Origin of the sequence: Ligilactobacillus equi DSM 15833 = JCM 10991 (assembly GCF_001435735.1) — a bacterium.
GTDB classification, from domain to species: Bacteria; Bacillota; Bacilli; order Lactobacillales; family Lactobacillaceae; genus Ligilactobacillus; species Ligilactobacillus equi.
Genome location: NZ_AZFH01000159.1, coordinates 1 through 22,675, shown reverse-complemented (window position 1 = coordinate 22,675; position 22,675 = coordinate 1). Strand labels below are relative to the sequence as shown.

The 22,675-nt window shown below is 41.7% G+C and carries 21 protein-coding genes; 17 read left to right on the top strand and 4 right to left on the bottom strand.

Annotation, left to right across the window (positions count from 1 at the left end; genetic code table 11):
* The first annotated feature begins 7 nt into the window (after nt 1-7).
* On the top strand, nt 8-1,372 hold the full coding sequence (gene mgtE / locus FC36_RS08670) for a magnesium transporter (RefSeq protein ID WP_025020927.1): 1,365 nt from the start codon (nt 8-10) through the stop codon (nt 1,370-1,372).
* A 40-nt stretch (nt 1,373-1,412) separates the two neighbouring features.
* Here the strand turns inward: mgtE and FC36_RS08665 are convergent, their stop codons facing one another.
* Nucleotides 1,413-1,976 (bottom strand): copper homeostasis protein CutC, encoded by a 564-nt coding sequence (locus FC36_RS08665; RefSeq protein WP_056986848.1) that lies wholly within the window; start codon nt 1,974-1,976, stop codon nt 1,413-1,415.
* Nucleotides 1,977-2,000: 24 nt separating this feature from the next.
* Nucleotides 2,001-3,017, bottom strand: a complete 1,017-nt coding sequence (locus FC36_RS08660; protein WP_056986847.1) for a lactonase family protein — start codon at nt 3,015-3,017, stop codon at nt 2,001-2,003.
* A 123-nt stretch (nt 3,018-3,140) separates the two neighbouring features.
* On the opposite strand from FC36_RS08660, the gene FC36_RS08655 reads away from it, so the two are divergent.
* A complete protein-coding gene (locus FC36_RS08655) occupies nt 3,141-3,500 on the top strand; it encodes a PTS glucitol/sorbitol transporter subunit IIA (RefSeq protein WP_025020928.1) in 360 nt (119 codons plus the stop codon).
* Between the two features lie 50 nt (nt 3,501-3,550).
* On the opposite strand, the gene FC36_RS08650 is transcribed toward FC36_RS08655, so the two are convergent.
* Together FC36_RS08650 and FC36_RS08645 are read right to left on the bottom strand one after the other, a co-directional pair.
* Complete coding sequence (locus FC36_RS08650) at nt 3,551-4,828, bottom strand: cation:dicarboxylate symporter family transporter (RefSeq protein WP_023860207.1); 1,278 nt, start codon at nt 4,826-4,828, stop codon at nt 3,551-3,553.
* 198 nt (nt 4,829-5,026) lie between these two features.
* Nucleotides 5,027-6,013, bottom strand: a complete 987-nt coding sequence (locus FC36_RS08645) for a GMP reductase (RefSeq protein WP_023860208.1) — start codon at nt 6,011-6,013, stop codon at nt 5,027-5,029.
* Between the two features lie 208 nt (nt 6,014-6,221).
* Here FC36_RS08645 and FC36_RS08640 point away from each other — a divergent pair, with 208 nt between their 5' ends.
* The 15 genes from FC36_RS08640 to rpoZ all read left to right on the top strand — a co-directional run bounded on the left by FC36_RS08640 (nt 6,222) and on the right by rpoZ (nt 22,309).
* Complete coding sequence (locus tag FC36_RS08640; RefSeq protein WP_023860209.1) at nt 6,222-6,722, top strand: aminoacyl-tRNA deacylase; 501 nt, start codon at nt 6,222-6,224, stop codon at nt 6,720-6,722.
* 8 nt (nt 6,723-6,730) lie between these two features.
* Entirely contained in the window at nt 6,731-7,591 is an 861-nt protein-coding gene (locus FC36_RS08635; RefSeq protein ID WP_025020929.1) for a methyltransferase domain-containing protein, read from the top strand.
* A gap of 186 nt (nt 7,592-7,777) precedes the next feature.
* The gene (trmL, locus tag FC36_RS08630) at nt 7,778-8,290 is read left to right on the top strand and encodes a tRNA (uridine(34)/cytosine(34)/5-carboxymethylaminomethyluridine(34)-2'-O)-methyltransferase TrmL (RefSeq protein WP_023860211.1); all 513 of its coding nucleotides are present in this window, start codon (nt 7,778-7,780) and stop codon (nt 8,288-8,290) included.
* A gap of 7 nt (nt 8,291-8,297) precedes the next feature.
* Nucleotides 8,298-9,653, top strand: coding sequence for a branched-chain amino acid transport system II carrier protein (gene brnQ, locus FC36_RS08625; RefSeq protein WP_056986846.1), 1,356 nt, complete (start codon nt 8,298-8,300; stop codon nt 9,651-9,653).
* A gap of 117 nt (nt 9,654-9,770) precedes the next feature.
* The gene (locus tag FC36_RS08620; protein WP_056986845.1) at nt 9,771-12,104 is read left to right on the top strand and encodes a DNA translocase FtsK; all 2,334 of its coding nucleotides are present in this window, start codon (nt 9,771-9,773) and stop codon (nt 12,102-12,104) included.
* Between the two features lie 15 nt (nt 12,105-12,119).
* Complete coding sequence (yfmF, locus tag FC36_RS08615; RefSeq protein WP_056986844.1) at nt 12,120-13,385, top strand: EF-P 5-aminopentanol modification-associated protein YfmF; 1,266 nt, start codon at nt 12,120-12,122, stop codon at nt 13,383-13,385.
* 4 nt (nt 13,386-13,389) lie between these two features.
* Entirely contained in the window at nt 13,390-14,688 is a 1,299-nt protein-coding gene (gene yfmH, locus FC36_RS08610; protein ID WP_056986843.1) for an EF-P 5-aminopentanol modification-associated protein YfmH, read from the top strand.
* The gene (ymfI, locus tag FC36_RS08605; protein WP_023860216.1) at nt 14,685-15,413 is read left to right on the top strand and encodes an elongation factor P 5-aminopentanone reductase; all 729 of its coding nucleotides are present in this window, start codon (nt 14,685-14,687) and stop codon (nt 15,411-15,413) included. The genes yfmH and ymfI overlap by 4 nt, the downstream gene beginning before the upstream one ends.
* 106 nt (nt 15,414-15,519) lie before the next feature.
* On the top strand, nt 15,520-16,443 hold the full coding sequence (locus tag FC36_RS08600; RefSeq protein WP_023860217.1) for a helix-turn-helix domain-containing protein: 924 nt from the start codon (nt 15,520-15,522) through the stop codon (nt 16,441-16,443).
* Between the two features lie 14 nt (nt 16,444-16,457).
* On the top strand, nt 16,458-17,051 hold the full coding sequence (gene pgsA, locus FC36_RS08595; protein ID WP_025020933.1) for a CDP-diacylglycerol--glycerol-3-phosphate 3-phosphatidyltransferase: 594 nt from the start codon (nt 16,458-16,460) through the stop codon (nt 17,049-17,051).
* Nucleotides 17,052-17,131: 80 nt separating this feature from the next.
* On the top strand, nt 17,132-18,388 hold the full coding sequence (locus FC36_RS08590; RefSeq protein ID WP_025020934.1) for a competence/damage-inducible protein A: 1,257 nt from the start codon (nt 17,132-17,134) through the stop codon (nt 18,386-18,388).
* A gap of 126 nt (nt 18,389-18,514) precedes the next feature.
* Nucleotides 18,515-19,588 carry a recombinase RecA gene (recA, locus tag FC36_RS08585; RefSeq protein WP_025020935.1) on the top strand — a complete coding sequence of 358 codons (1,074 nt, stop codon included), beginning with the start codon at nt 18,515-18,517 and terminating at the stop codon, nt 19,586-19,588.
* A 150-nt stretch (nt 19,589-19,738) separates the two neighbouring features.
* Nucleotides 19,739-21,307 (top strand): ribonuclease Y, encoded by a 1,569-nt coding sequence (gene rny / locus FC36_RS08580; RefSeq protein WP_025020936.1) that lies wholly within the window; start codon nt 19,739-19,741, stop codon nt 21,305-21,307.
* Between the two features lie 187 nt (nt 21,308-21,494).
* Nucleotides 21,495-22,112: a guanylate kinase gene (gmk, locus tag FC36_RS08575; RefSeq protein WP_023860222.1), complete on the top strand. Its 618-nt coding sequence runs from the start codon at nt 21,495-21,497 to the stop codon at nt 22,110-22,112.
* On the top strand, nt 22,112-22,309 hold the full coding sequence (gene rpoZ, locus FC36_RS08570; RefSeq protein WP_023860223.1) for a DNA-directed RNA polymerase subunit omega: 198 nt from the start codon (nt 22,112-22,114) through the stop codon (nt 22,307-22,309). The genes gmk and rpoZ overlap by 1 nt, the downstream gene beginning before the upstream one ends.
* Nucleotides 22,310-22,675: the final 366 nt, after the last annotated feature.

The window sequence follows — 22,675 nt, the reverse complement described above, 5'->3', positions numbered from 1 at the left end:
GGTTAATGTGCCTGAAACAACTTTAACCACGCCGGAACAAAAAGAAGAAATTATTAGTTATTTAGAAAGTCAACAAGCAGGTAAATTCCGCAAGGCATACCTAGACTTGCACGTCTATGAACAAGCCCAAATCTTTAGTGAACTTGATGAAACCCAGAGAAATCGGATTTACCGCTATCTGTCACCCGTGGAAATGGGGGATATGTTCAATGCTATTGAAGAAGAGCCAGATCAAGTAGTTAACTACTTCAAAGAGATGATTCCTCAATATGCGGCAGATGTCATTTATGAGATGTATACGGATAATGCCGTCGATATTTTAGCCTATGCTAAAGCCAAGGATTTAAATCAATACTTGGAACTCCTCCCTGCTGAAGCGGCGGTAGAAATTCGTGGGATGTTGCACTACCAAGACAAGACGGCTGGGGCCATTATGTCCACCGAATATGTCGCTATTACTGGTAACCAAACGGTACGTTCGGCCTTGCATGTCATGAAGAAGGAAGCTCTAGATGCGGAAACAATTTACTATATTTATGTTATTGACGACGAGGAAAATCTCCAAGGGGTTTTAACCCTGCGAGATTTACTGACCAATGATGATGATGCCTTGATTTCTGATATTATGAATCGACCAGTTATGTCAGTTGATGTCCAAGAAGACCAAGAAGAAGTTGCCCAAACTATTCGGGACTATAATTTTATTGCCTTGCCGGTAACTAATCCTGAAGGTAAGATGATTGGGATTATCAACGTTGACGATATTATTGACGTTATCGATGAAGAATCAGCCCAAGATTACTCTGGTTTGGCGGGGGTTGATGTGGATAATTTACCTAGTAATCCTTGGCAAGCTGCCCTTAAGCGTTTACCTTGGTCACTGGGCTTATTAATTTTAGGAATAACCACTGCCGTTGTAATTTCTTGGTACCAAACCTTAATTCAAAAAGATACTTTGATGGTGACCTTTATTGCTATGGTCATGGGGGCATCTGGGAATGCTGGGACCCAAAGTTTAGCTGTGTCAGCAACTCGGATTGCTGACAAGGATGATGAAGAAGAAAGTACTGCCAAGATGGTGGCTAATGAAGCCTTGACAGGGCTGATTGTGGGATTCTTTTCTGGAATTTTATTTGCCGTTATTACGGGAATTTGGCAACAAGATTTGGATTTTGGATTAATCTTAGGTTTAGCCTTATTAATCGCGGTTACGATATCCAATGTCCTTGGTTGCTTGTTACCTATCATTTTTAAGAAATTAGGTAAAGATGCGTCAAATGTTCCCGGGGCTTTAGTCTCGACCATTAGTGACTTGTTATCTGCCTTAATTTATTTTGGCACCATTCAAATTTTTTGGAATTTATACCACTAAAAAAACTGGGTTTATGAGCATCCCAGTTTTTTTGATATAGTTAAATTTTAGTAGTAATCACAGCCGTTTTACCACTTAAAGCTTCTGTTAAACGTTGCTCACTAACTTCTAAGTAGAAGAGGTCGCTAGTGGCTAAAGCACCAGCATTTGTGGTCATCACTTTATCGAAGTCATGGTCAGCTAACCAAGTGAAAGCCTCTGTTTGAGCGTCAGCCTGAATTTCATCTACGGCAAAGTTTGCTACGACTTGCATGCCACCAGCGCTGGCACTTAATTGTTCCATAAGATCTAAATCTAAGCGGCCCGCATCAGTTAAGGCTCCGATAGCGACTGCATCTACGCCCAAAGCTTGGGCTTCGAAAATATCAGCTTCCATCATTTTGGCTTCAATGTCAGAGTAGACATAGCCTTGGGCCTTGGCTTTAATGATGAGAGTCACGGAAGCTTGGTGTTCGTGAGCATATTTGCTAGCTTCGGCGATAAAACCTTTAGAGACGGTGACAGCTTGATCTAAATTTCCCGCTCCTAAGAGGATTTTCTTGGCTCCGGCTTGGATGGCTTGAACTAAAGTGTGAAAATCAGTTACGTAAATTTCTGAAAACATGAAAACTCCTTAAAAAATTAAAATTTAGGCGTCAAATTTAACGCAGACCCCTTCTGGCAAGAGGAGGTCTTTTTGTAGCAAGGTTAACTTCCCAGAAACGACATTCCGGGCGTAGAGGGTGATATTATCACTATTTTGGTTGGCACAGATAATAAAGTTTTGACTAGGATCAAGGTCAAAGTCACGGGGGAAGTCACCGGCGGTAGTAATGTGTTGAATTAGGGCTAATTCATTATGAGCATCTACGGCAAAGACTGCTAAGGAGTTGTGGCCTCGGTTTGAGAGGTATACAAACTTCCCGTCAGCTGAAAGGTGAATGGCAGCGACCCCATTGTGAGCAGTCCAGTCCGCAGGGATGGTGGGCAAAGTTTGCACCTGACGAAAATGACCACTGTGAGCGTCGTAGGCGAGGTTTTGCACCTGGCTACTTAATTCTCCGGTCAAGTAAGCAAATTTGCCATTGGGATGAAAGGCTAGGTGGCGAGGACCAAAACCAGCTTCAGCTTGATAAGTTGCGACTAAATCTAACTTGCCGCTAGCACTCACATCAAAGGTGAAGACACGGTCACTCCCTAAATCAATTACGACTAAACGACCATCAGGTGTTAAATCTGCGTAGTGAAGGTGACTCTTTTCTTGTTCAGGTCGCGGACCTTGTCCCTCGGATTGGAAGCTGTCGGTTAGGCTCAACTTACCATCTTCATCTATCGCATAGACATTAACTTCAGCCTTGTGGTAGTTGGCAGTATAAACCAAATGGCGTTTGGCATCATAGGCGACATAACAAGGGTTGGGTCCAGGAGTTAAAGCTTCATCCAAAAGTGTTCCATCGGCTTTACGGTAAATTTCAATTCCTCCTAAATCTTGACGACTAGCAATTGCTAAGATTTTGTCTTTAGTAATCTGTAGATAGGTAGGGTTACCTGTTTTAAGAACAACTTTAGGAGTAGTCAAGGACTTTTTTTCTGTATCTAAATAAGCTTGGTAAATTCCTTGGCTACTTTTTTTTGTATAAGTTCCAAAGTAGACAATTTCTTGCATGTTGACATCCCTTTCTAAAAATAAGTTACCCTTTATTATAGCACGAAATCTGTGGAGACCCGACTTGTTATCCGGAGAAAAAATCGGTAAAATTAAGGTAATCAAATGCGAGAAGGTGAAGAGATGCTCACAATCGAGATTCAAAGTGTAGGGCCTAAGATTAAGCCCACTAAAGATAATTTTTTGATTTTATTCAAAGATGATGCCCCAGATTCCATCAAGGAAGTAGCCTTAATTCATAATTACCAAGGTGACTTTCCAGCTGATTATCTCAAAGTTGGTACCAAAATTAGCTTTGGTCAAAGTCAATATACAATTACTAAGGTTGGGGATTTGGTAACGGCCAATCTCAATGAGATTGGTCATACGGTCTTTTACTTCCAAGATGTTCCAGGTGATGAGGCTATTATGCATAATGGTATCTATTTGAGCCCAGCCCAGACGCCAAGTTTAGTAGCGGGTGATAAAATCATTTTTCACTAATGAAAAGAAAAAGAGGAATTCCTAATTGGAGTTCCTCTTTTAGCTAGTATTTAGTTTTTCGCTTTGACACTGGCGACGTAGGCATCATGTGTGGCCTGGTCAAATTCATTTTCAGATTTAGCCATGACTAAAGTGGCTGTCACGTTCCCAATTACGTTGACCACGGTACGGGCCATATCGACAATCCGGTCAATTCCGGCAATTAAGGCGATTCCTGCGGTAGGAATTCCAACCGTCCCGACAGAAGCTAAAAGGACTACGAAGGAAGCCCCTGGGGTACCGGCCATTCCCTTAGAAGTCATCATTAAAACTAATAAGAGCGTTAGTTGTTGAGAAAAATTCAAGTGAATTCCATAGGCTTGGGCGATGAAAATAGAAGCCAAACCTTGGTAGATGGCAGAACCATCTAAGTTGAAGGTGTAACCCGTAGGGATAACGAAGGAAGAAATTGAAGGGGAAACCCCTAATTTTTCTGACTTTTCAATCAATTTAGGTAAGGTAACTTCTGAGGAAGCCGTGGTAAAACTTAAAATAATTTCTTCTTTAACTACCGCGATTTGTTCGGTAATCTTAAAACCAAAGAGGCGGGAGGTAACTCCTAAGACCACGAAAATGAAGAAAATCATTGTAATATAGGCCATAACAATAAATAAGGATAGAGGCTTTAAAGTTTCTAATCCTAATTGTGCTACGGTTTGTCCGATTAAACCGGCTACCCCGAAAGGTGCCACATGCATAACCCAACCTGTAATCTTAAACATAGTAGCAGCTACGGCGTTCAAAAAGTCAATGACAACTTTTCCTTGTTCACCAATAGAAGCCAAACCTAAACCAAAGAGGGCCGAGAAAAAGACGACAGGTAACATGTGACCGGACCCTAAGGCATCAAAAATGTTACTTGGTACAATGGACATGAGGACATCAACGATGCTAGAGTGAGTATGTTCGGCGGTTTTAACATAAGTTGAAATATCAGCTTTGGTTAATTTGCTTAAGTCAACCATGGAACCGAAGTCAGTGACGTTAGCGATGACTATCCCTACAATAAAGGCGATGGTGGATAAAATTTCAAAGTAAATTAAGGTCTTGACCCCGATACGCCCAAGTTTGTGCAGGTCCCCCATATTAGCAATTCCGACAATTAAACTCGAAATTACAATGGGTAAAACAACCATGGAAATCAAGCTGATAAAAGTTGAACCAACATTTGAAGCTAGTTTAATGAAAGCTTGATTATCGCTAAAAATGACCCCTAAGATAACCCCGACGATTAAGCCGATTAAAATCTGCCAACCGACGGAAAGACGCCAAAATTTAAATTTGCGCATAATTTTCCTCCTATGGATAAACAGTCTATTATCTAATATATCATATTTCTAGGTGATTTACAGCTAATGTTAACAAATTAATTAGGATTGAACTAAAATAGTGATTAATTTGTTTAAAAGACGAAGAATTATTAGCATACGGAAATAAAGTTCGCTTTTTATAAAAAAGCCCCAGCTAAGTGCTGGAGCAGGCTAATTTTAAAGGGTGTCCCCATTGAAAATAGAGTTTTTCACAATGACATAATCAACCTTGCGTAAGGAGCTTAATTCCCGCCCCCCTGCGTAGGAGATGGATGATTGCAGGTCTTCTTGCATTTCATTTAAAGTATCGGCGATGTGGCCACGGTAAGGAATCAAAAGTTTCTTACCTTCGACGTTTTTGTATTGTCCTTTTTGGTATTGGGAAGCTGAGCCAAAATAAACCTTGTACTTTTGACCATCTTCTTCGACAATTTCTCCTGGCGTCTCAGCGTGACCAGCAAACATGGAGCCAATCATGCACATGGAAGCCCCGAAACGGATAGATTTGGCAATATCCCCGTTGGTGCGGATACCACCATCCGCAATGAGTGGCTTGCTAGCGGCTTTAGAACATAGACGTAAAGCTGCTAATTGCCATCCTCCAGTCCCAAAGCCGGTTTTAACCTTGGTGATACAAGCTTTCCCTGGTCCAATTCCGACTTTAGTGGCATCTGCACCAGCGTTTTCCAATTCTCGTACCCCTTCAGGTGTTCCGACATTACCGGCAATTAAAAAGGTACCTGGTAATTGTTTTTTGATGTATTTAATCATGTCAATCACCGTTTGGGAGTGACCGTGGGCGATGTCAATCGTGATGTATTCTGGTGTCAATTTCGCGGTGGCTAATTGATCGATTAATTCATATTCCTTAGGTTTGACCCCAACAGAAATTGAAGCGAATAATCCTTTAGCACGCATTCGGCGAACAAAGTCGAAACGATCATCCTCGTCGAAGCGGTGCATAATATAGAAGTAGTCATTTTGTGCCATCCAGATAGCCAGCTTTTCGTCAATAACGGTTTGCATATTGGCGGGGACCACTGGCACCTTGAAGGTCATAGGCCCAAACTTGATACTAGTATCAACTTCGGAGCGACTTTTGACGATACACTTATTGGGAATTAATTGGATATCTTCATAATCAAAAACTGTCGATGTAAACATAGGTCTAAACCTCATTTCGCATAATGTTCGGATTTGGATGAATCGAATTCATAATCCTCAAATATAATAATCTAGGAAACGAAAATTGTCAAATGAAATTACTTTAATTTAGTTTAAATCCTAAATTACCCCTTTAAACAGGTAGCTTGACCTCTGAAGGGATTTTGGCTACACTAAATAAGGAAAAATTTCGAGATGGGTGAGAGAAATGGCAAAGAAAGTCAAAATTAAAAAAACGAATGATGAACGAATCTTAGATCAACATAAGGTTCCTTATGAAGAGTACCAATTTAACTGGATTGAAAAAGGTGCGTCGGCCTTAACCGAGGCTGAAGCCGCTGGTGTACCGGCTGGCAGCATTCTCAAGACCATTGTCTTGCAAGCAAATGGTGATCCGAAAGATTATGTCGTCGTGTGTTTACCCTTGGAACATTCCATTGATTTGAAATTAGTGGCCCATGAATTAGGTAAAAAGCAACTTCATTTGGCCGATAATAAAAATCTGATTAACATCACGGGCTACGTCCATGGGGAAAACACTCCAATTGGCATTAACATCCGCAAAGGCTTTCCCATTTATTTTGATGAAAGAATTCAAGCTTTTGATAAAATTGCCGTATCAGCAGGGAAAATTGGCCGTTCTGTTTACTTAAAGCGCGATGACTTGGTTAATTTAGTCAAGGGGCAATACATTCAGGTGGAAAAATAATGGTAGTAATGAAGAAAATCGACCGTGCCGTTCAATTCTTGACACAAAATCCCCAACTATTAATCTGTCCACATTGTCAAGAGCCTTTAAACTTGAGTGACTATCATTTAACTTGTGCCCATGGTCATCAGTATGACTTATCAAAAAAGGGGACCTTGTATTTGATGAGGCGAGCCGTGACTAGCGATTATGATAGTCCAGAAATGTGGCAAGCTCGTCGGCAAATGTTGAGTGCCGGCTTGTTTGATGGTATCTTGGAGGCTATTAATGAAGCACTACCTAACGATAGCCAAATTATCCTTGATATTGGTTGTGGAGAAGCCACACCTTTGGCTCGTTTGGCTCAATTGCGTCATAATGAAGGCGATCGTTATTTAGGGTTTGATATTTCCAAAGATGCGGTTAACCTAGCGACGCAGCATGATTTAGCCGCTTTCTTTTGTTTGGCAGACCTAGCTAATTTGCCTTACCAGAACCGAAGTGTGGATGCTATGATTGATATTTTTTCACCTTCGGCTTACCAAGAGTTCAACCGAGTTTTAAAAGACGACGGTTTGCTTTTAAAAGTCATTCCTGGGGCTGATTACTTGGGACAGCTACGGCGCTTATTATACCCCGATGTTAATGACCAACATCACCGCTACAGTAATGCTAAGGTAAGAGAACTCTTTTTTAAGCATTATCCAGATGCTAAAGAAGTTAAGGTGAACTATACCTTCCCGCTAACACCGGCGCTTTTCCCGCAACTTTTGGCCATGACGCCGCTACAGTGGGGGGCGAGTGCAGAACGTATTGCCACTGCTTTGGCGCAAGGACTCAGCGAAATTACCGTGGATGTCAGCTTGTTGGTGGCTCAAAAGCAGAAGTAAGAGGGAAGTAGTAAGACCACAGCTTGCTAATCAATGAGAAGAGTGCTAAAATATCCTATGAAATCGGTTGTTAGTAATTATCGCTAAAGCGTTAGTTGCTAAGTAATTGTACTTCAAAGCGCAGGAGTTCGCCGTGCCCACACCGAACATCTGCGCTATTCGTGCTTGATTTAGAAAGGAAATAAAATGGCTAATCATATTGTCTTATTTGAACCATTAATGCCAGCTAACACTGGTAATATTGCCCGGACTTGTGCCGGAACTAATACTCATCTACATTTGATTGAACCTTTAGGTTTTTCAACAGATGATAAATATTTAAAGCGAGCTGGACTCGATTACTGGGATAAAGTGGATATCACTTATCATCCTAATTTACCTGCTTTTTTAGAATCTATGCCTGAAAATGGTAGACTTCATATTGTTTCTAAGTTTGCTAATCATGCTTACAGTCAAGAAGATTACACTCAAGTTGATGAAGATCACTTCTTCTTGTTTGGTAAAGAAACAACGGGCTTACCAGAACGTTTCATGCGTCAACACGAAGACGAATGTATTCGCATTCCTCAAAATGACGAGCATGTAAGATCTTTAAATCTTTCCAATACGGCAGCGATTGTAATTTACGAAGCCTTACGTCAGCAAAACTTCCAAGGTTTGGAAACCGTCCACGCCTATGAACAAGATAAGTTAAAGTAGGTTTAGCATGAGAGAAAAGAAGTTAGCTTTTACTGATTATATTTTTATCGGAACTCTACTGTTTGGGATGCTATTTGGGGCGGGAAACCTGATTTTTCCGGTCCACTTAGGCCAATTAGCTGGTAAACATGTTAATTTGGCTAGTTTGGGATTCATGATTACTGGGGTGGGGCTCCCTTTTTTAGCTATCATTGCTTTGGCCCTGTCTAAGAGTCAAGGAGTCTATGATTTAGCTCAAAATGTTGGTGATAAATTTGCCTGGATTTTTACGGCTGTTTTATACTTAACAATTGGTCCTATTTTTGCTTTGCCAAGAACGGCGACGGTTTCTTTTGAAGTTGGAATTTTACCAAATATCGACCCGGCTCAAAGATCCTGGATGCTGGCCGTTTTTTCAGGAATTTTTTTCCTTTTAGTCTGGTATTTTTCCCGTAAGCCTTCGGGTGTGATGGTCGTGATTGGAAAAATCCTAACTCCTTTATTCTTGATGGTTTTGGGTTTGCTTTTGGCGATGGCTTTGATTTTTCCTTTAGGGAAAGTGGCTGAAATTGCCCCGCAAGCCAGTTACCGCTCTGGTGCCTTCTTACAAGGTTTCACTCAAGGGTATAATACCATGGATGTCTTGGCTTGTTTGGCTTTTGGGGTGGTTATTAATGATGCCGTGCGTAATTTAGGGGTCAAAAAAGAGACGCAGATTGCCCTAGATACGATCAAGGGTGGGATTTTTACTATTGCTCTCATGATTATTATTTATGGTCTCTTAGCTTTAGTTGGAGCCATGAGTTTAGGGCGCTTTACCTTTTCGGAAAACGGCGGCATTACCTTAGCACAAATATCCCAAGCTTACTTTGGTAAGTTGGGGAGTTGGGTCTTGGCAATTTTGGTAACCTTAGCGTGTTTAAAGACTGCGATTGGTTTGGTTTCTTCCTGTTCGGAAACTTTCATGCAGCTTTTCAAACGGGGAAGTTACCCACAATATGTGGCTGGCATTTCCTTGGTTTCTTGGTTAATTGCCAATGTGGGTCTAACGCAACTAATTGCCTTATCCCAACCGCTCTTGTTGCTTTTGTATCCTTTAGCGATTACGATGACTATTCTAGGTTGTTGCCATCGTTTCTTAGTATCACGTTTTGAGGTCAAGGTCGTCTACCGTTGGGCTTGTACGGCGGCCGTCATTTTTTCATTAGGTGATATTGCGGCGGCTTTGCCTTTTGGTTTAGCAAGTTTAACTGTTTCGAAGTCTTTAGTAGCTTTGAGTCAAGGCTTCTTGCCGTTAGCTAGTTTAAGTTTAGGTTGGTTAATCCCAACGATTGTTGCGACAATAATTGCCTTATTTTTTGCCCACAAGAAAGCGAATAACTAAGATAAGAGGAGTTTTTTGTAAAAAGCTCCTCTTTTTGAGGCTAAAAAGGCGATTTTTAAAGCGAGGATGGTCCTTTTTTGTTATAATGGAAAGGATTGATATGTGAGGTGACAAGACGTGGCAAATCGCAAGCGAAGAACAACAAAAAACACAACGCGAAGTAAAAAGGTAAAAAAGAACCAAAATATTCCAGAATTTGAAATTTCAGAACAAGTTTTAGGCTTTATTCTCGTCGTTTTAAGTGTCCTGGCTTTCTTTCATTGGGGGTTTATCGGACTTTTATTGGCTAATTTAGTGCGTCTTTTAGTTGGAGAAAGTTACCAATTAGTGGTTCTAGTGCTGGGGGTATGGGGACTTTTTGTTATGGTGACAGGCCACAGTCCCCAATTAAAGAATAAACGTGCCTTTGGGGGGCTGGTAACTTATCTGGGGGGGTTAGTGACTTACGAGAATTTCTTTTTAACCCAACACAAGATAGACAGCGATTTTCTCTTGCGAACCATGGATGCGGCTATGACTAATATCCAAACCAACGGCTCGGGTAACTTAGTTGGAGGGGGAATCGTTGGGGCTGGGCTCTACAGTATTAGTGAATTTTTGGTGGGCCCGCTCGGTACCTATCTGGTTGCGGGTGTGGTTATTATTTTAGGTTTGTGTTTGCTGGCTAAAATTCCTTTGGTTACGGTCTTGAATTTTTTGAGTCGCTTGGTTAAGTATCTGTTTCAAGGTGTTGTGGCCTTGTTTAAGGCGACAAAGGCGGTTAGTCAAAAAAGTAAGCCTTTAATCGAAAACGTCCAAGAAAAGCGCCAAGAAAGACATGTGGTTAAAGAAAAAGAATCCGTTGCAGAGCAAACGCAACAGGACGTAGCCCCTCAAGTTGCCCCATCGGCTTTAGATGCAGCTATTGGGGATGATAAGGATCTTCCTAAGCCGCGGAGTTTGGCTGAAAGTTCTTGGCAAGACCGAACTCAAACGGAAGAAGTTAAAGCCGAAACCACCAAACCTAGTTTTGTGGGTGTAAATGAAAACTACCAATTGCCACCACTTAAACTCCTGTCCGAAGTGGCTAAGACCGATCAATCAAGTGAACAAAAAGCTATGAAGCAGAATCGCAAGGTTTTAGAAGAAACTTTACAAAGTTTTGGGGTGGATGCCAAGGTAGTCAACACAATCTTAGGTCCTGCCGTAACTAAGTATGAGTTACATCCTGCCATCGGGGTCAAGGTGTCCAAAATTGTGAACCTTTCTGATGACTTAGCTTTGGCTTTAGCTGCTAAAGATTTACGGATTGAAGCACCGATTCCAGGGAAATCCTTAGTTGGGATTGAAGTACCTAACCAAAATGTAGCGACGGTTTCCTTTAAGAGCATTATTGCTGCTCAAAAAAAGGATCCTACCAAGCCGTTAGAAGTACCATTAGGTCGAGATATTTCCGGAAACTTGATTACTGCTGATCTGGCTAAGATGCCACACTTATTGATTGCCGGTTCTACTGGTTCTGGGAAATCGGTGGCCATTAACGGTATTATTACCAGTCTTTTGATGAATACCACTCCCGAACAAGTTCGTTTGGTTTTGGTTGATCCGAAAAAGGTGGAATTAGGTGTCTATAATGACGTCGCTCACCTCTTAACGCCCGTCGTAACCGATCCGAAAAAGGCGGCGGGAGCCTTGCACAAGCTGGTTGTTGAAATGGAAAGACGTTATGAAGTTTTTGCAGATACCGGCCAAAGAAATATTACCGGCTACAACAAGATGCTGGCCCGGCAAAAGGCCGATGGTTTGGAAAGCGAGGAGCAACCCATGCCTTATATCGTTGCCATCGTTGATGAATTATCGGACTTGATGATGACTGCTTCAAATGAAGTAGAAGATGCGATTGTACGTTTAGCGCAAATGGCGCGGGCGGCCGGAATCCACATGATATTGGCGACCCAAAGGCCATCGGTTGATGTTATTACCGGTTTAATCAAGGCTAACGTGCCTTCTCGTATGGCCTTTGCTGTGTCTTCTGGGACGGATTCACGAACTATCATCGACCAATACGGAGCTGAAAAACTTCTTGGACGTGGGGACATGCTTTTCTTGCCCATGGGACAAAATAAGCCTATCCGAGTGCAAGGGGCCTTTATTTCTGATGAAGATGTGGAAAACGTGGTTGGCTTTATCAAAGACCAACAAACTGTTTCCTATGACCAAAGTATGGAAATTTCGGATCAAGATATGGCCGGTTCTTCCGGAGCCGGAGATGGCAAGGATGAACTTTATAGCCAGGTTTTAGAATTTATCCGTCTCGAACAAAAATGTAGTATTTCTTTACTTCAAAGACGTTTTAAAATCGGTTATAACCGCGCCGCACGAATTGTGGATGACTTGGCCCAAGACGGCTTAATCGGCCCCCAAGAGGGGAGTAAGCCCCGCCAGGTCTTATTACCACCAAATCAAGACTAGAATTGAGGAATAATTTTGAAAGTAGCACTCAAGCAGGGGGTCTATTTAGATATCACTGCTAGTAAACAATTTAAAACCAGTCGGATAATGATTTCTTTTAGTCGTCAGGCCCAAAGTGCCAAGGAATTAGCTATGCGGACTTTGATTACCAGTGTCTTAGAAACGGCTAGTGCCAAATATCCGACGCAAAAACAATTAGCCGACCACTTGTCTTATCTCTATGGGGCCAACTTCGGTATTTACATTAACCGTTACGGTAGGCTCAACCAAGTGATTGCATCTTTAACCCTGGCCAATGATCGCTTTTTAAAAGATGATACTAATCTCTTAGCTGCTGGCCTAGATTTTTTAAATGAAGTTTTGGTTAATCCGCTTTTGGATGAAGCGGGCTTATTTGATGAAAAAATCTTCACTCTCCAACAAAAAAACTTAGCGTCTTACATTAAGTCCATTCAGGATAATAAGCGCTCTTATGTAGCTATGCAAATCCAAAGTGCTTATTACACGGATGTGGTCCAAGCCACCCCGCAAATGGGGACGCCTGAAGATGTCTTGGCCTTGGACCGGGCGGAGGTGACGGCCTATTATCATCAAATGTTGGCTCAAGATGAAGTCCTAATCACCATTAACGGAGAAGTTGATCCTATGCAAGTGGAAGCTGATTGCCAGGCTAGTTTAAATTTAGTGGCCCGTCCAGCTCAAAAATGGCAACTTTACTATCAACAAGCACTCTTACCAGCCGTAATTCGTAAGGTAGAAAAACAGGTGCTCAATCAAAGTAAATTAGATTTTGTTTTCGCCCTAAACTATCAACATCCAGCAGAAAACTATGCTGCTATCTTATTTAATACTCTATTTGGAGCGTCACCTTTATCTAAGTTATTCGTTAATATTCGCGAAAAGCAAAGCATGGCCTACTATGCTAGCAGTTCCCTAAATGCCTTTACCAATAGTCTTTTAATCCAAACCGGAATTGAGGGTCGTAACGCTAAAAAAGTTGAAATGTTAGTTTTAGAACAATTAACCAGTATTATTGCTGGGGATTTTAGCGCTCAAGAATTACAAATGGCCAAAGAAGAAATTATCACGGCTTGGGAAAGCCAACTCGATAGTCAAGGTAATGACCTCAATCAAAAAAACTTGAATCACTTTTTGAACCGTCAAAGTGATTACGCTACTAGAGTGGCCAAATTACAAGCTGTTACTAAGGCCCAAGTTCAAGCGGTGGCCCAAAAGGCCCGCCTACAAGCGGTGTACTTATTAGATGGACAGGAGGATTAGCTTAATGCAAGCAATTGAATATCCGCAATTTGGCGAAACACTTTATACCGAAACCTTAGCCAATGGCCTCAAGGTTAATCTCTTATCCCGACCAGATTTTCACCGGACCTATGGGGTGATAACAGCTAACTATGGTTCCAACGATACGACTTTTGTACCCGTCGGTCAAAGTGACTATCAAACTGTCCCCGCCGGGATTGCTCACTTTTTAGAGCATAAGCTATTTGAAAAAGAAGATTACGATGCCTTTGAAATTTTTGGAAAGTATGGGGCCGACTCTAACGCCTTTACCAGTTTCACTCGTACTAGTTACCTTTTCTCTGCAACGCGTAATGTGAATGAATGTGTTTGTCAGCTCTTAGATTTTGTGCAAGATCCTTATTTTACTGAAGAGACGGTTGTTAAAGAAAAGGGCATTATCGGCCAAGAAATCAAGATGTATGATGATGATCCCGGTTGGCGCTTATTCTTTGGGATTTTGGGAAATCTTTATCCTAACCAAGCTTTAAGCGTTGATATTGCCGGTAGTGTGGACTCCATCGCTCAAATTACGCCTGCAGATTTATATACTTGTTATCAAACTTTCTACCAACCAGGTAATATGAATCTTTTTATCGTGGGTAATTTTGAGGTGGAAGCTATGTTAGATTTGATTAAGCAAAATCAAGCACAAAAAACATTCCCTGCAGCCAGTCAACCTCAAGTAGCTGGTATGACTAACGATGCTGAAGTTTTGCCGTACCGCATGTTGGAACTTGATATAAACCAACCTAAGGTTATGGTCGGTATTAAAGGGATTGATACCGTACCTCAAGGTCGTGAAGCTTTACGTTATCGGCTACAAGTTGAAATGCTTTTGCACCTACTATACTCGGAAAATTCTGCCATGTATACGGAGTTATATGACCGTGAAATTCTGGATGACAGTTTTGGTTACAACTTCCAATTGGAAAGAGGTTTTCACTTGGCTACCATTAATGGCGGTAGCTACTATCCGAATGAATTAGCCGATGAAATCATCAAGACTGCTAAAAATGCACTAGAAATTCTTGACCACCAAGGCCAAGAATTTGACTTGGCCAAACGTGAATTTATTGGTCACTATCTCCAAGCTTTAAATTCTTTGGAAAGTATTGCTAACAGCTATGAAGGAGACCTTTACGATAGTGCGACTCTTTTAGATTACATTCCTATTATTGAAGCGATGACGCTTGACGATGTTAAGCAAGTTGCCCAAAGTTTCTTAGGGCCGGAAGTCTTTTCTGTCTTTCAAGTTCTACCTAAAGGAGGTCAAGAAGGATGAAATGGGCGCTAATTTGTGGAGCTTCGGGAGATATTGGCAGTCAAGTTGCCCGGGATTTGGCATTAGAAGGTTGGTCACTTTATCTGCACTATCATCAAAATGAAAGTAAGACCCAAGTGCTGGCCCAAGAGTTAATGGCAAGCTATCCCAAGCAAGATTTCTTAGTTTTACAAGCTGATTTGACCCAGTTAAATCAAGTTGAGAACTTGGCTCAAAATCTTTTTAGTTTGGATGCCCTGATTTTTACCCAAGGCACCACCTCATATGGGCTATTTGCGGAGCAAGATCCAGCCAGTTTAACCCAGATGTTAGCCATGCAAGTAACCGGACCTTTGCACTTAGTGCAGTTACTGCAAAGTAAATTAACCCAAAAAGACCAAAGTCGCGTGATTTTCATTGGCTCGGTCTACGGTAAGGCTGGTAGTGCTTTGGAAGTAGGTTACAGCACTGTCAAAGGGGCTTTGAGTGCGTTTGCTAAGGCTTATAGTAAGGAAGTGGCTACCTTAGGGCTGACTGTGAATGTTTTGGCTCCGGGGGCTGTAGCTACGCAAATGAATACCAAAATGTTTTCCAAAGCTAGTCGCCAAGCTGTGGCGGCTGAAATCCCCTTGGGACGCTTTGCCAAAGTGGAAGAAGTTTCTTATTGGGTCAAGGCGCTCTTGGATGAAAAGGCGGCCTACCTAACTGGTCAAACTATTTATATGACGGGGGGCTGGCTGGAGTAGCGAATAACTAACTAAGTTTTTTTAAAAAGAGCAAAAATTAATCTGAGAGTATGCTATACTTAGGAAAGATAAAATAAAATTATGTTAGGAATGTGGGGATACTATTATGACGGTCGGAGAAACACTCAAGCAAGCCCGAACAGAACGTGGTTTGACGCTCGACGATTTACAAAATAATACTAAGATTCAAAAGCGCTACCTAATCGCAATTGAAGAAAATAATTTTAAGAGTCTACCTGGTGACTTCTACGTGCGTGCCTTCATTCGGCAATATGCTCAAACCGTAGGCGCTCCTGTTGAAGACATTATGGGAATGTTAGACGAACAACTAGGACAAGAAAAACCTGTTGTTGCGGAAGAAAGCACGGAGGAGGAACCTAAGAGTCGTTCAGTTTTAAGAGAAAAAATTAGTGCTCAAACTCCCCCCTCTATCTTGGATAAGGTGATGAGCCATTTACCAGCGATTATTATTGTGGCTGTAGTAGTTCTGATTTTAGGAGCCATTTACGTGACAACCTTAAATAGTCGCAAGGCCCAAGATACAACGACTGATAGTGACGTAGCGGTTTCTCGTGAGGTGGAATCTTCTAGCACTAAGACTTCAAGTAAAAAGCAAAGTAGTCAAAAAGACACTAATTCTGAAAGTGAAACAGCTAATTCGGAAGCAAAGAAGTCAAGCACTAAAAAAGCTAAAGCTAATAGCAAGCAAACTATTACGGCGACATCTTCAAGCGGTACCAGCTTTAATTACGAGTTGAAGTCTAGCGCTAAGGAAAATGTCATCAAGCTTTCCGCTGCCGATGGGACTTCATGGCTTGCCGTGAGTGCCAATGGTAGCACTACTTGGCAAGGTACTTTAGCTGACGGTAAAGAACAAGAAGTAACTTTACCTGAAGGAACGACAGCTATTCGTATTAATGTGGGTAATTCCCAAGCCACTAAGTTAGAAATTAACGGTAAGAAGTTTGACTTCTTGAAAGAAAATAGTTCTGCAACAGTAAGAACCATTAATCTTACTGTCGTGGAATAGAAGAGGTGTTTATCGTGAACCTACCTAATAAATTAACGATAATTCGCATCGTTTTAATTCCGATTTTTATGTTGGTGCTCTTATTACCCCTCAACTGGGGAAGCGTTAACTGGGCTGGAACCGAAATTGCGGTCACTCAGTTAATCGGCGCTGTGATTTTTGCGGCGGCTTCGATTACGGATTTTGCCGATGGGCAAATCGCCCGCCGGCAACACTTAGTCTCTAACTTTGGAAAATTTGCCGATCCTCTGGCAGATAAGATGTTAGTGATGACCGCCTTTATCATTTTGGTTGAAATGGGTAAGGTACCTTCTTGGGTGGCTGCGATTATCGTCTGTCGAGAATTAGCTGTGACAGGTCTGCGTTTAATTGTGGTGGAAAATGACGGTCAAGTCATGGCTGCTGCTATGCCAGGAAAAATTAAGACCTTTACGCAAATGTTTGCCATCCTGTTCTTATTCTTGAACAATGCCTTTTTTGCCAATATACATGTAGCAATTGGTGAAATCTTGCTTTACATTTGTTTATTCTTCACAGTCTACTCGGGATGTGACTATTTCTACAATGCCCGGTTTATCTTTAGTGACTCATTCAAATCTGATAAGTAAGAAAAAATCTGCCATTTGTGCAGATTTTTTTATCAAAAAATAAAATTTTTTGCGTATTTAATATATAAGGGGGTAATTATTTGCAAGCAGAAATTATTGCTGTTGGAACTGAAATCCTTTTAGGTCAAATTGTCAATACTAACACAACCTTTATCAGTCAACAACTCGCCCAATTAGGGATTAATACTTATTATCAAACAGTGGTCGGAGATAATGAAGAGCGAATGCTTTCAGTTATTGAAATTGCAGCTCAGCGTAATGATTTGGTGATTTTATCAGGGGGCTTAGGACCAACGCCCGATGATTTAACTAAACAAACTGTGGCTAAGTATCTTGGGGTAGATCTCGTTGAAGATGCCACCGCTATGGCTAAGATAGAAGCTTATTTTCAAACAACCGGTAAGAAGATGACGGCCAACAACCGTCTTCAGGCACTTTATCTGGATGGCGGCCAAGCGCTGGCTAATGAAACTGGGATGGCCGTAGGGTGCTACTACGAAAACGCTCAGGGTGCTGATTTCTTACTCTTACCGGGACCACCAAGCGAGCTCAAACCGATGATGGCCAAAGTAGCTAAGCCTCTCTTAGCTCACAGGGTTAAGGGAGCGCAGGTCCTGACGTCACGAGTTTTACGCTTCTTTGGGATTGGCGAGTCTCTCCTAGCTGAAAAGTTAGCCGATTTACTCAAGAATTCCCAAAATCCAACCGCTGCAACCTATGCTAAAGATAATGAAGTCACCTTACGTTTAACCGCCAGTGGTCAAAGTGACCAGGAAGTAACCAAATTACTTGATCAAGCTGAAATAGATATTCAAACTCAAGTTGGTCAATACTTCTACGGTTACGGTGATGATAACAGCCTGGCTCAAGTTGTGGTTCAAAAACTTAAAGCAGCAGGGCTTAAAATCACGGCAGCAGAAAGTTTAACCGGAGGCCAATTTCAAGCGGCCATTACCTCGGTTCCTGGGTCAAGTGAGGTCTTTGATGGTGGTTTTGTGACCTATGCGCAAGCTGCCAAGGCCAGTCTCTTAGACATTCCTAGCCAAGTTCTAGATCAACATGGCGTGGTCAGTCAGCAATGTGCTCAATGGATGGCCCAGCAAGCTAAGAAGAAGGCGGGGGCAGATATTGGTCTTTCCTTTACCGGGGTAGCTGGGCCTGATAGTCTTGAAGAACAACCAGCCGGGACGGTTTGGATTGGTTTAGCCTTCAAAGACCAAGCCCCTGTTGCCAAAAAGTACCACTTTCCTAAGCAACGTGCCTTTGTTCAAGAAAGGTGTGTCTACACGGGATTATGGCTTGTTCTACAGGCTTTGCTAGCAACTGAAAATTCTTAGGCAAAATACTTGCTTTTCTGTCTGAATTTCCGTATTCTTAAAAGGCGGAAAAAATGATTGTTGACTTAAAAGAACAATAATGAGATTATAGAAATAGCAGTGATTGAGAAAAAGGAGGTCTTTCTAGTGGCTGATGATAGACAAAAGGCATTAGAAAATGCACTTAAACAAATTGAAAAAAGTTTTGGTAAAGGTTCCATTATGAAGATGGGGGACAAGGTTGATACCCAAATTTCTACCGTTTCTAGTGGTTCATTAGCCTTGGACGAAGCTTTAGGAGTAGGTGGCTTTCCACGTGGGCGGATTGTGGAAATTTACGGTCCAGAAAGTTCTGGTAAAACTACGGTGGCGTTACATGCTGTAGCAGAAGTCCAAAAGGCCGGAGGAACGGCGGCTTATATCGATGCGGAAAACGCCTTAGACCCAGCTTACGCAACTGCTTTAGGAGTTAACATTGATGAATTACTCTTATCGCAACCAGATACTGGGGAACAAGGGTTAGAAATTGCTGATGCCTTGGTTTCTTCTGGGGCGATTGATATCGTGGTTGTTGACTCTGTAGCGGCCTTAGTACCAAGAGCAGAAATTGAAGGGGAAATGGGGGATTCCCACGTAGGGCTTCAAGCCCGTTTGATGTCTCAAGCTTTACGGAAACTTTCCGGGACTATCAATAAGACTAAGACCATTGCTTTGTTCATCAACCAGATTCGGGAAAAAGTTGGGATTATGTTTGGTAATCCCGAAACTACACCTGGTGGGCGGGCTTTGAAGTACTACTCCACCATTCGTTTAGATGTGCGCCGTTCTGAACAAATCAAGGATGGTTCTGATGTTATTGGGAACAAGACTAAAATTAAAGTTGTAAAAAACAAGGTCGCTCCTCCTTTCCGGATTGCCGAAGTTGATATCATGTATGGTCAAGGGATTTCTCGAACGGGAGAATTAATTGATATGGCCGTTGAAAAAGATATCATTAACAAGAGCGGTTCTTGGTTCTCTTATGGTGACCAAAGAATCGGTCAAGGTCGGGAAAACGTAAAGCGTTTCTTAGTAGATAACCCTGAAGTGATGAACGAAATTAACTTGAAAGTTCGTCAAGCCTACGGCATTGCCGATGAGGCGGAAGAAGCAGAATTGGCTCGAATTTTAGGAAGCAACGATACCGTACCAACTTCAGCTGAGGACAAAAAAGAAGAATAGAGAGATTTCTAAAAAAGGCATCAGTTTTGATGCCTTTTTTATTGACAGTTTAGGCTTGGAAACCTTAAAATAAGATTGTGTGAATAATCAATTATTAAAATAAATTTAATTAGTGCTGAAAAACATTAATTTAACGACGGAGGTGAAATAGTGGTTGGTACACTATTAATAATCCTTGCCGTCGCTATTGTAACATTGGTATTAGGTTTTGGTTTTGGAATTTGGTATCGCAAAAGTCGTCATGAAGCAGGCCTAGACATTGCGACCCAAACTGCCAAAGGCATTATCGAACAAGCTCAAAAAGATGCGGAAGCAGGTAAAAAAGAACTCTTGCTAGAAGCCAAAGAAGAAAGTCATCGTTACCGCAGCGAAGTTGAAGAAGAACTTCGTCAAAGACGAGCTGAAGTGCAGAGATTGGAAAACCGTTCTACTCAACGGGAAGAAAATCTTGATCGCAAGGACAACTTGTTAGAAAAGCGCGAAAACGTCTTAGAAGGTAAGGAAAGACAATTAGAGGCCCGCACCAAAAAGGTTAAAGCTGCCCAGGAAAAAGCGGATTCCTTAGTACAAGCACGGGAAAGTAAGCTAGAAGAAGTGGCAGCTTTAACACAAGCGGAAGCCAAAGATTTAATCTTAACGCAAACGCGTGAAAAACTTAGTCACGAAATGGCCATGATGATTAAAGACAGCGAAGCCGAAGCCAAGGCTGAAGCTGATAAAGTGGCTAAAAACTTAATTGCTCAAGCCATTCAGCGTTCAGGGGCAGACATGGTTTCTGAAGGAACCGTTTCGGTGGTTAACTTACCCAATGATGAAATGAAGGGACGAATTATCGGTCGTGAAGGTCGGAATATCCGTACCCTGGAAACACTCACGGGGATTGATGTGATCATTGATGATACCCCAGAAGCCGTGGTCTTAAGCGGTTTTGATCCCGTACGGCGGGAGATTGCCAAACGTGCTTTGGAAAGCCTTGTTCAGGATGGTCGGATTCACCCCGCCCGGATTGAGGAAATGGTGGAAAAAGCTACCAAAGAAATGGATACACACATCCGTGAAAAAGGGGAAGAGGCAATCTTTGAGTTAGGACTCCATTCAATGCACCCGGACTTAATCAAAACTGTCGGGCGCTTGAACTACCGGACCAGTTATGGTCAAAACGTCTTGGAACACTCTTTAGAAGTGGCTAAGATTTCCGGAGTCTTAGCGGCTGAATTGGGCGAAGATGTTATGATGGCTAAACGCGCAGGATTATTACACGATATTGGTAAAGCGGTAGATCATGAAGTAGATGGCTCCCACGTGGAAATTGGGGTTGAATTAACCCGTAAGTACAAGGAAAGTAAGGTCGTTATTAACACCATTGCTTCTCACCACGGTGACGTTGAACCTGAATCTTTGATTGCGGTCTTAGTGGCTGCAGCCGATGCGGTATCTGCCGCAAGACCAGGGGCAAGAAGTGAGTCGCTTGAAAACTACATCCACCGTCTTGAAAAACTTGAAGGCATTTCAAATGAATTTGCGGGCGTCGAAAAGAGTTACGCAATTCAGGCAGGACGTGAAGTCAGAGTGATTGTCCAACCAACGGAGGTCAACGACTTAGAAGCAACGGTTCTTGCGCATAATATTAAAAATAAAATTGAAGATGAACTGGATTACCCAGGACATATCAAAATTACCGTTATTCGAGAAACCAGAGCAGTTGAATATGCTAAATAGCCAAAAGCCAAGTCTAACTTGGCTTTTTTGCTAGTTGTCTAGCGGGATTTCGCTTGCCAAATGAGAAAAAAACTAGACAAGTGAGAGCTAAAATAAAAAATAGTAATAATTTGCAAGAAAGGCTTGCAAAATGTCTGTAAATGGAGCAATATAATAGTTAATACTATATTTTGAGGAGTAATTAAGCATGTCTAAACGTGGAATGTTAATTGTCCTTTCTGGTCCTTCCGGTGTGGGTAAGGGAACTGTTAGAAAGGCAATTTTTGAACAAGATAACAATAAATTCGACTATTCTGTCTCCATGACTACCCGGAAGATGCGTCCAGGTGAAGTCGATGGTAAGGACTACTACTTTGTAAGTAAGGAAGAATTCGAACACGAAATCGCCACTGGTGGGATGCTGGAATATGCCCAATACGTAGATAACTACTATGGGACCCCTTTAAAATATGTGAACCAAATGCTCGATGACGGTAAAGATGTCTTCTTGGAAATCGAAGTTAAGGGCGCCATGCAAGTTCGTGAAAAAGTGCCTGATGGTCTCTTTATCTTCTTGACGCCACCAGACTTGATGGAATTGCGGCAACGTTTGGTAAACCGAGGGACAGATGATCTCGACGTCATTAACATGCGTATGCAAACAGCTGTGGAAGAAATTGAAATGATGCAAAACTACGACTATGCCGTGGTTAACGATGAAGTTTCTGAAGCTGCTGAAAAAATTAAAACAATTATCCGGGCGGAACGCTGGCGTGTCAAGCGTTTCTTGCCTGACTACAAAAAACAGTTAGGGGAGTTAAAATAATGATTTTATATCCATCCGTTGATGCTTTATTAGAAAAGGTTGATTCACGTTACTCATTGATTATGTTAGCTTCAAAGCGCGCTCACCAAATCGACGCGGACCAACCAAAGATGCTTGATCACTACAATTCTGTTAAGAGTGTGGGTCAAGCCTTAGAAGAAATCGTCGCTGGCGATTTAAAAATTAAAGAAGATTAATCCCAAAAGGTTCCCATGTGGGGCCTTTTTTCTTTTGGAAGAAAGTTTATCGCAGGGGCAAGAAGACTCCCGAACTTTGTTCGGGTGATGAATTGCCCCATATTTAGACCCGAAAGGGTCTTTTTCCGTTGAATTATTTTAATCTAAACGGTATAATATAAATGAAATTAAAGAAAAGAGGTGAGAAAAAATGGAACAAACTTTAACCGCAAAAGTTAGATTATATCCAAATCATGAACAGACTCAACAGTTTGAAGAAGTAACTAAAGAATATCAACGTTTGTGTAATATTGTTAGTCAGTGGTATTTTGATGAACATTTTCTGCCTGAAAGAAAAAGATTCCAAAGAGAGATGTATCATGATTT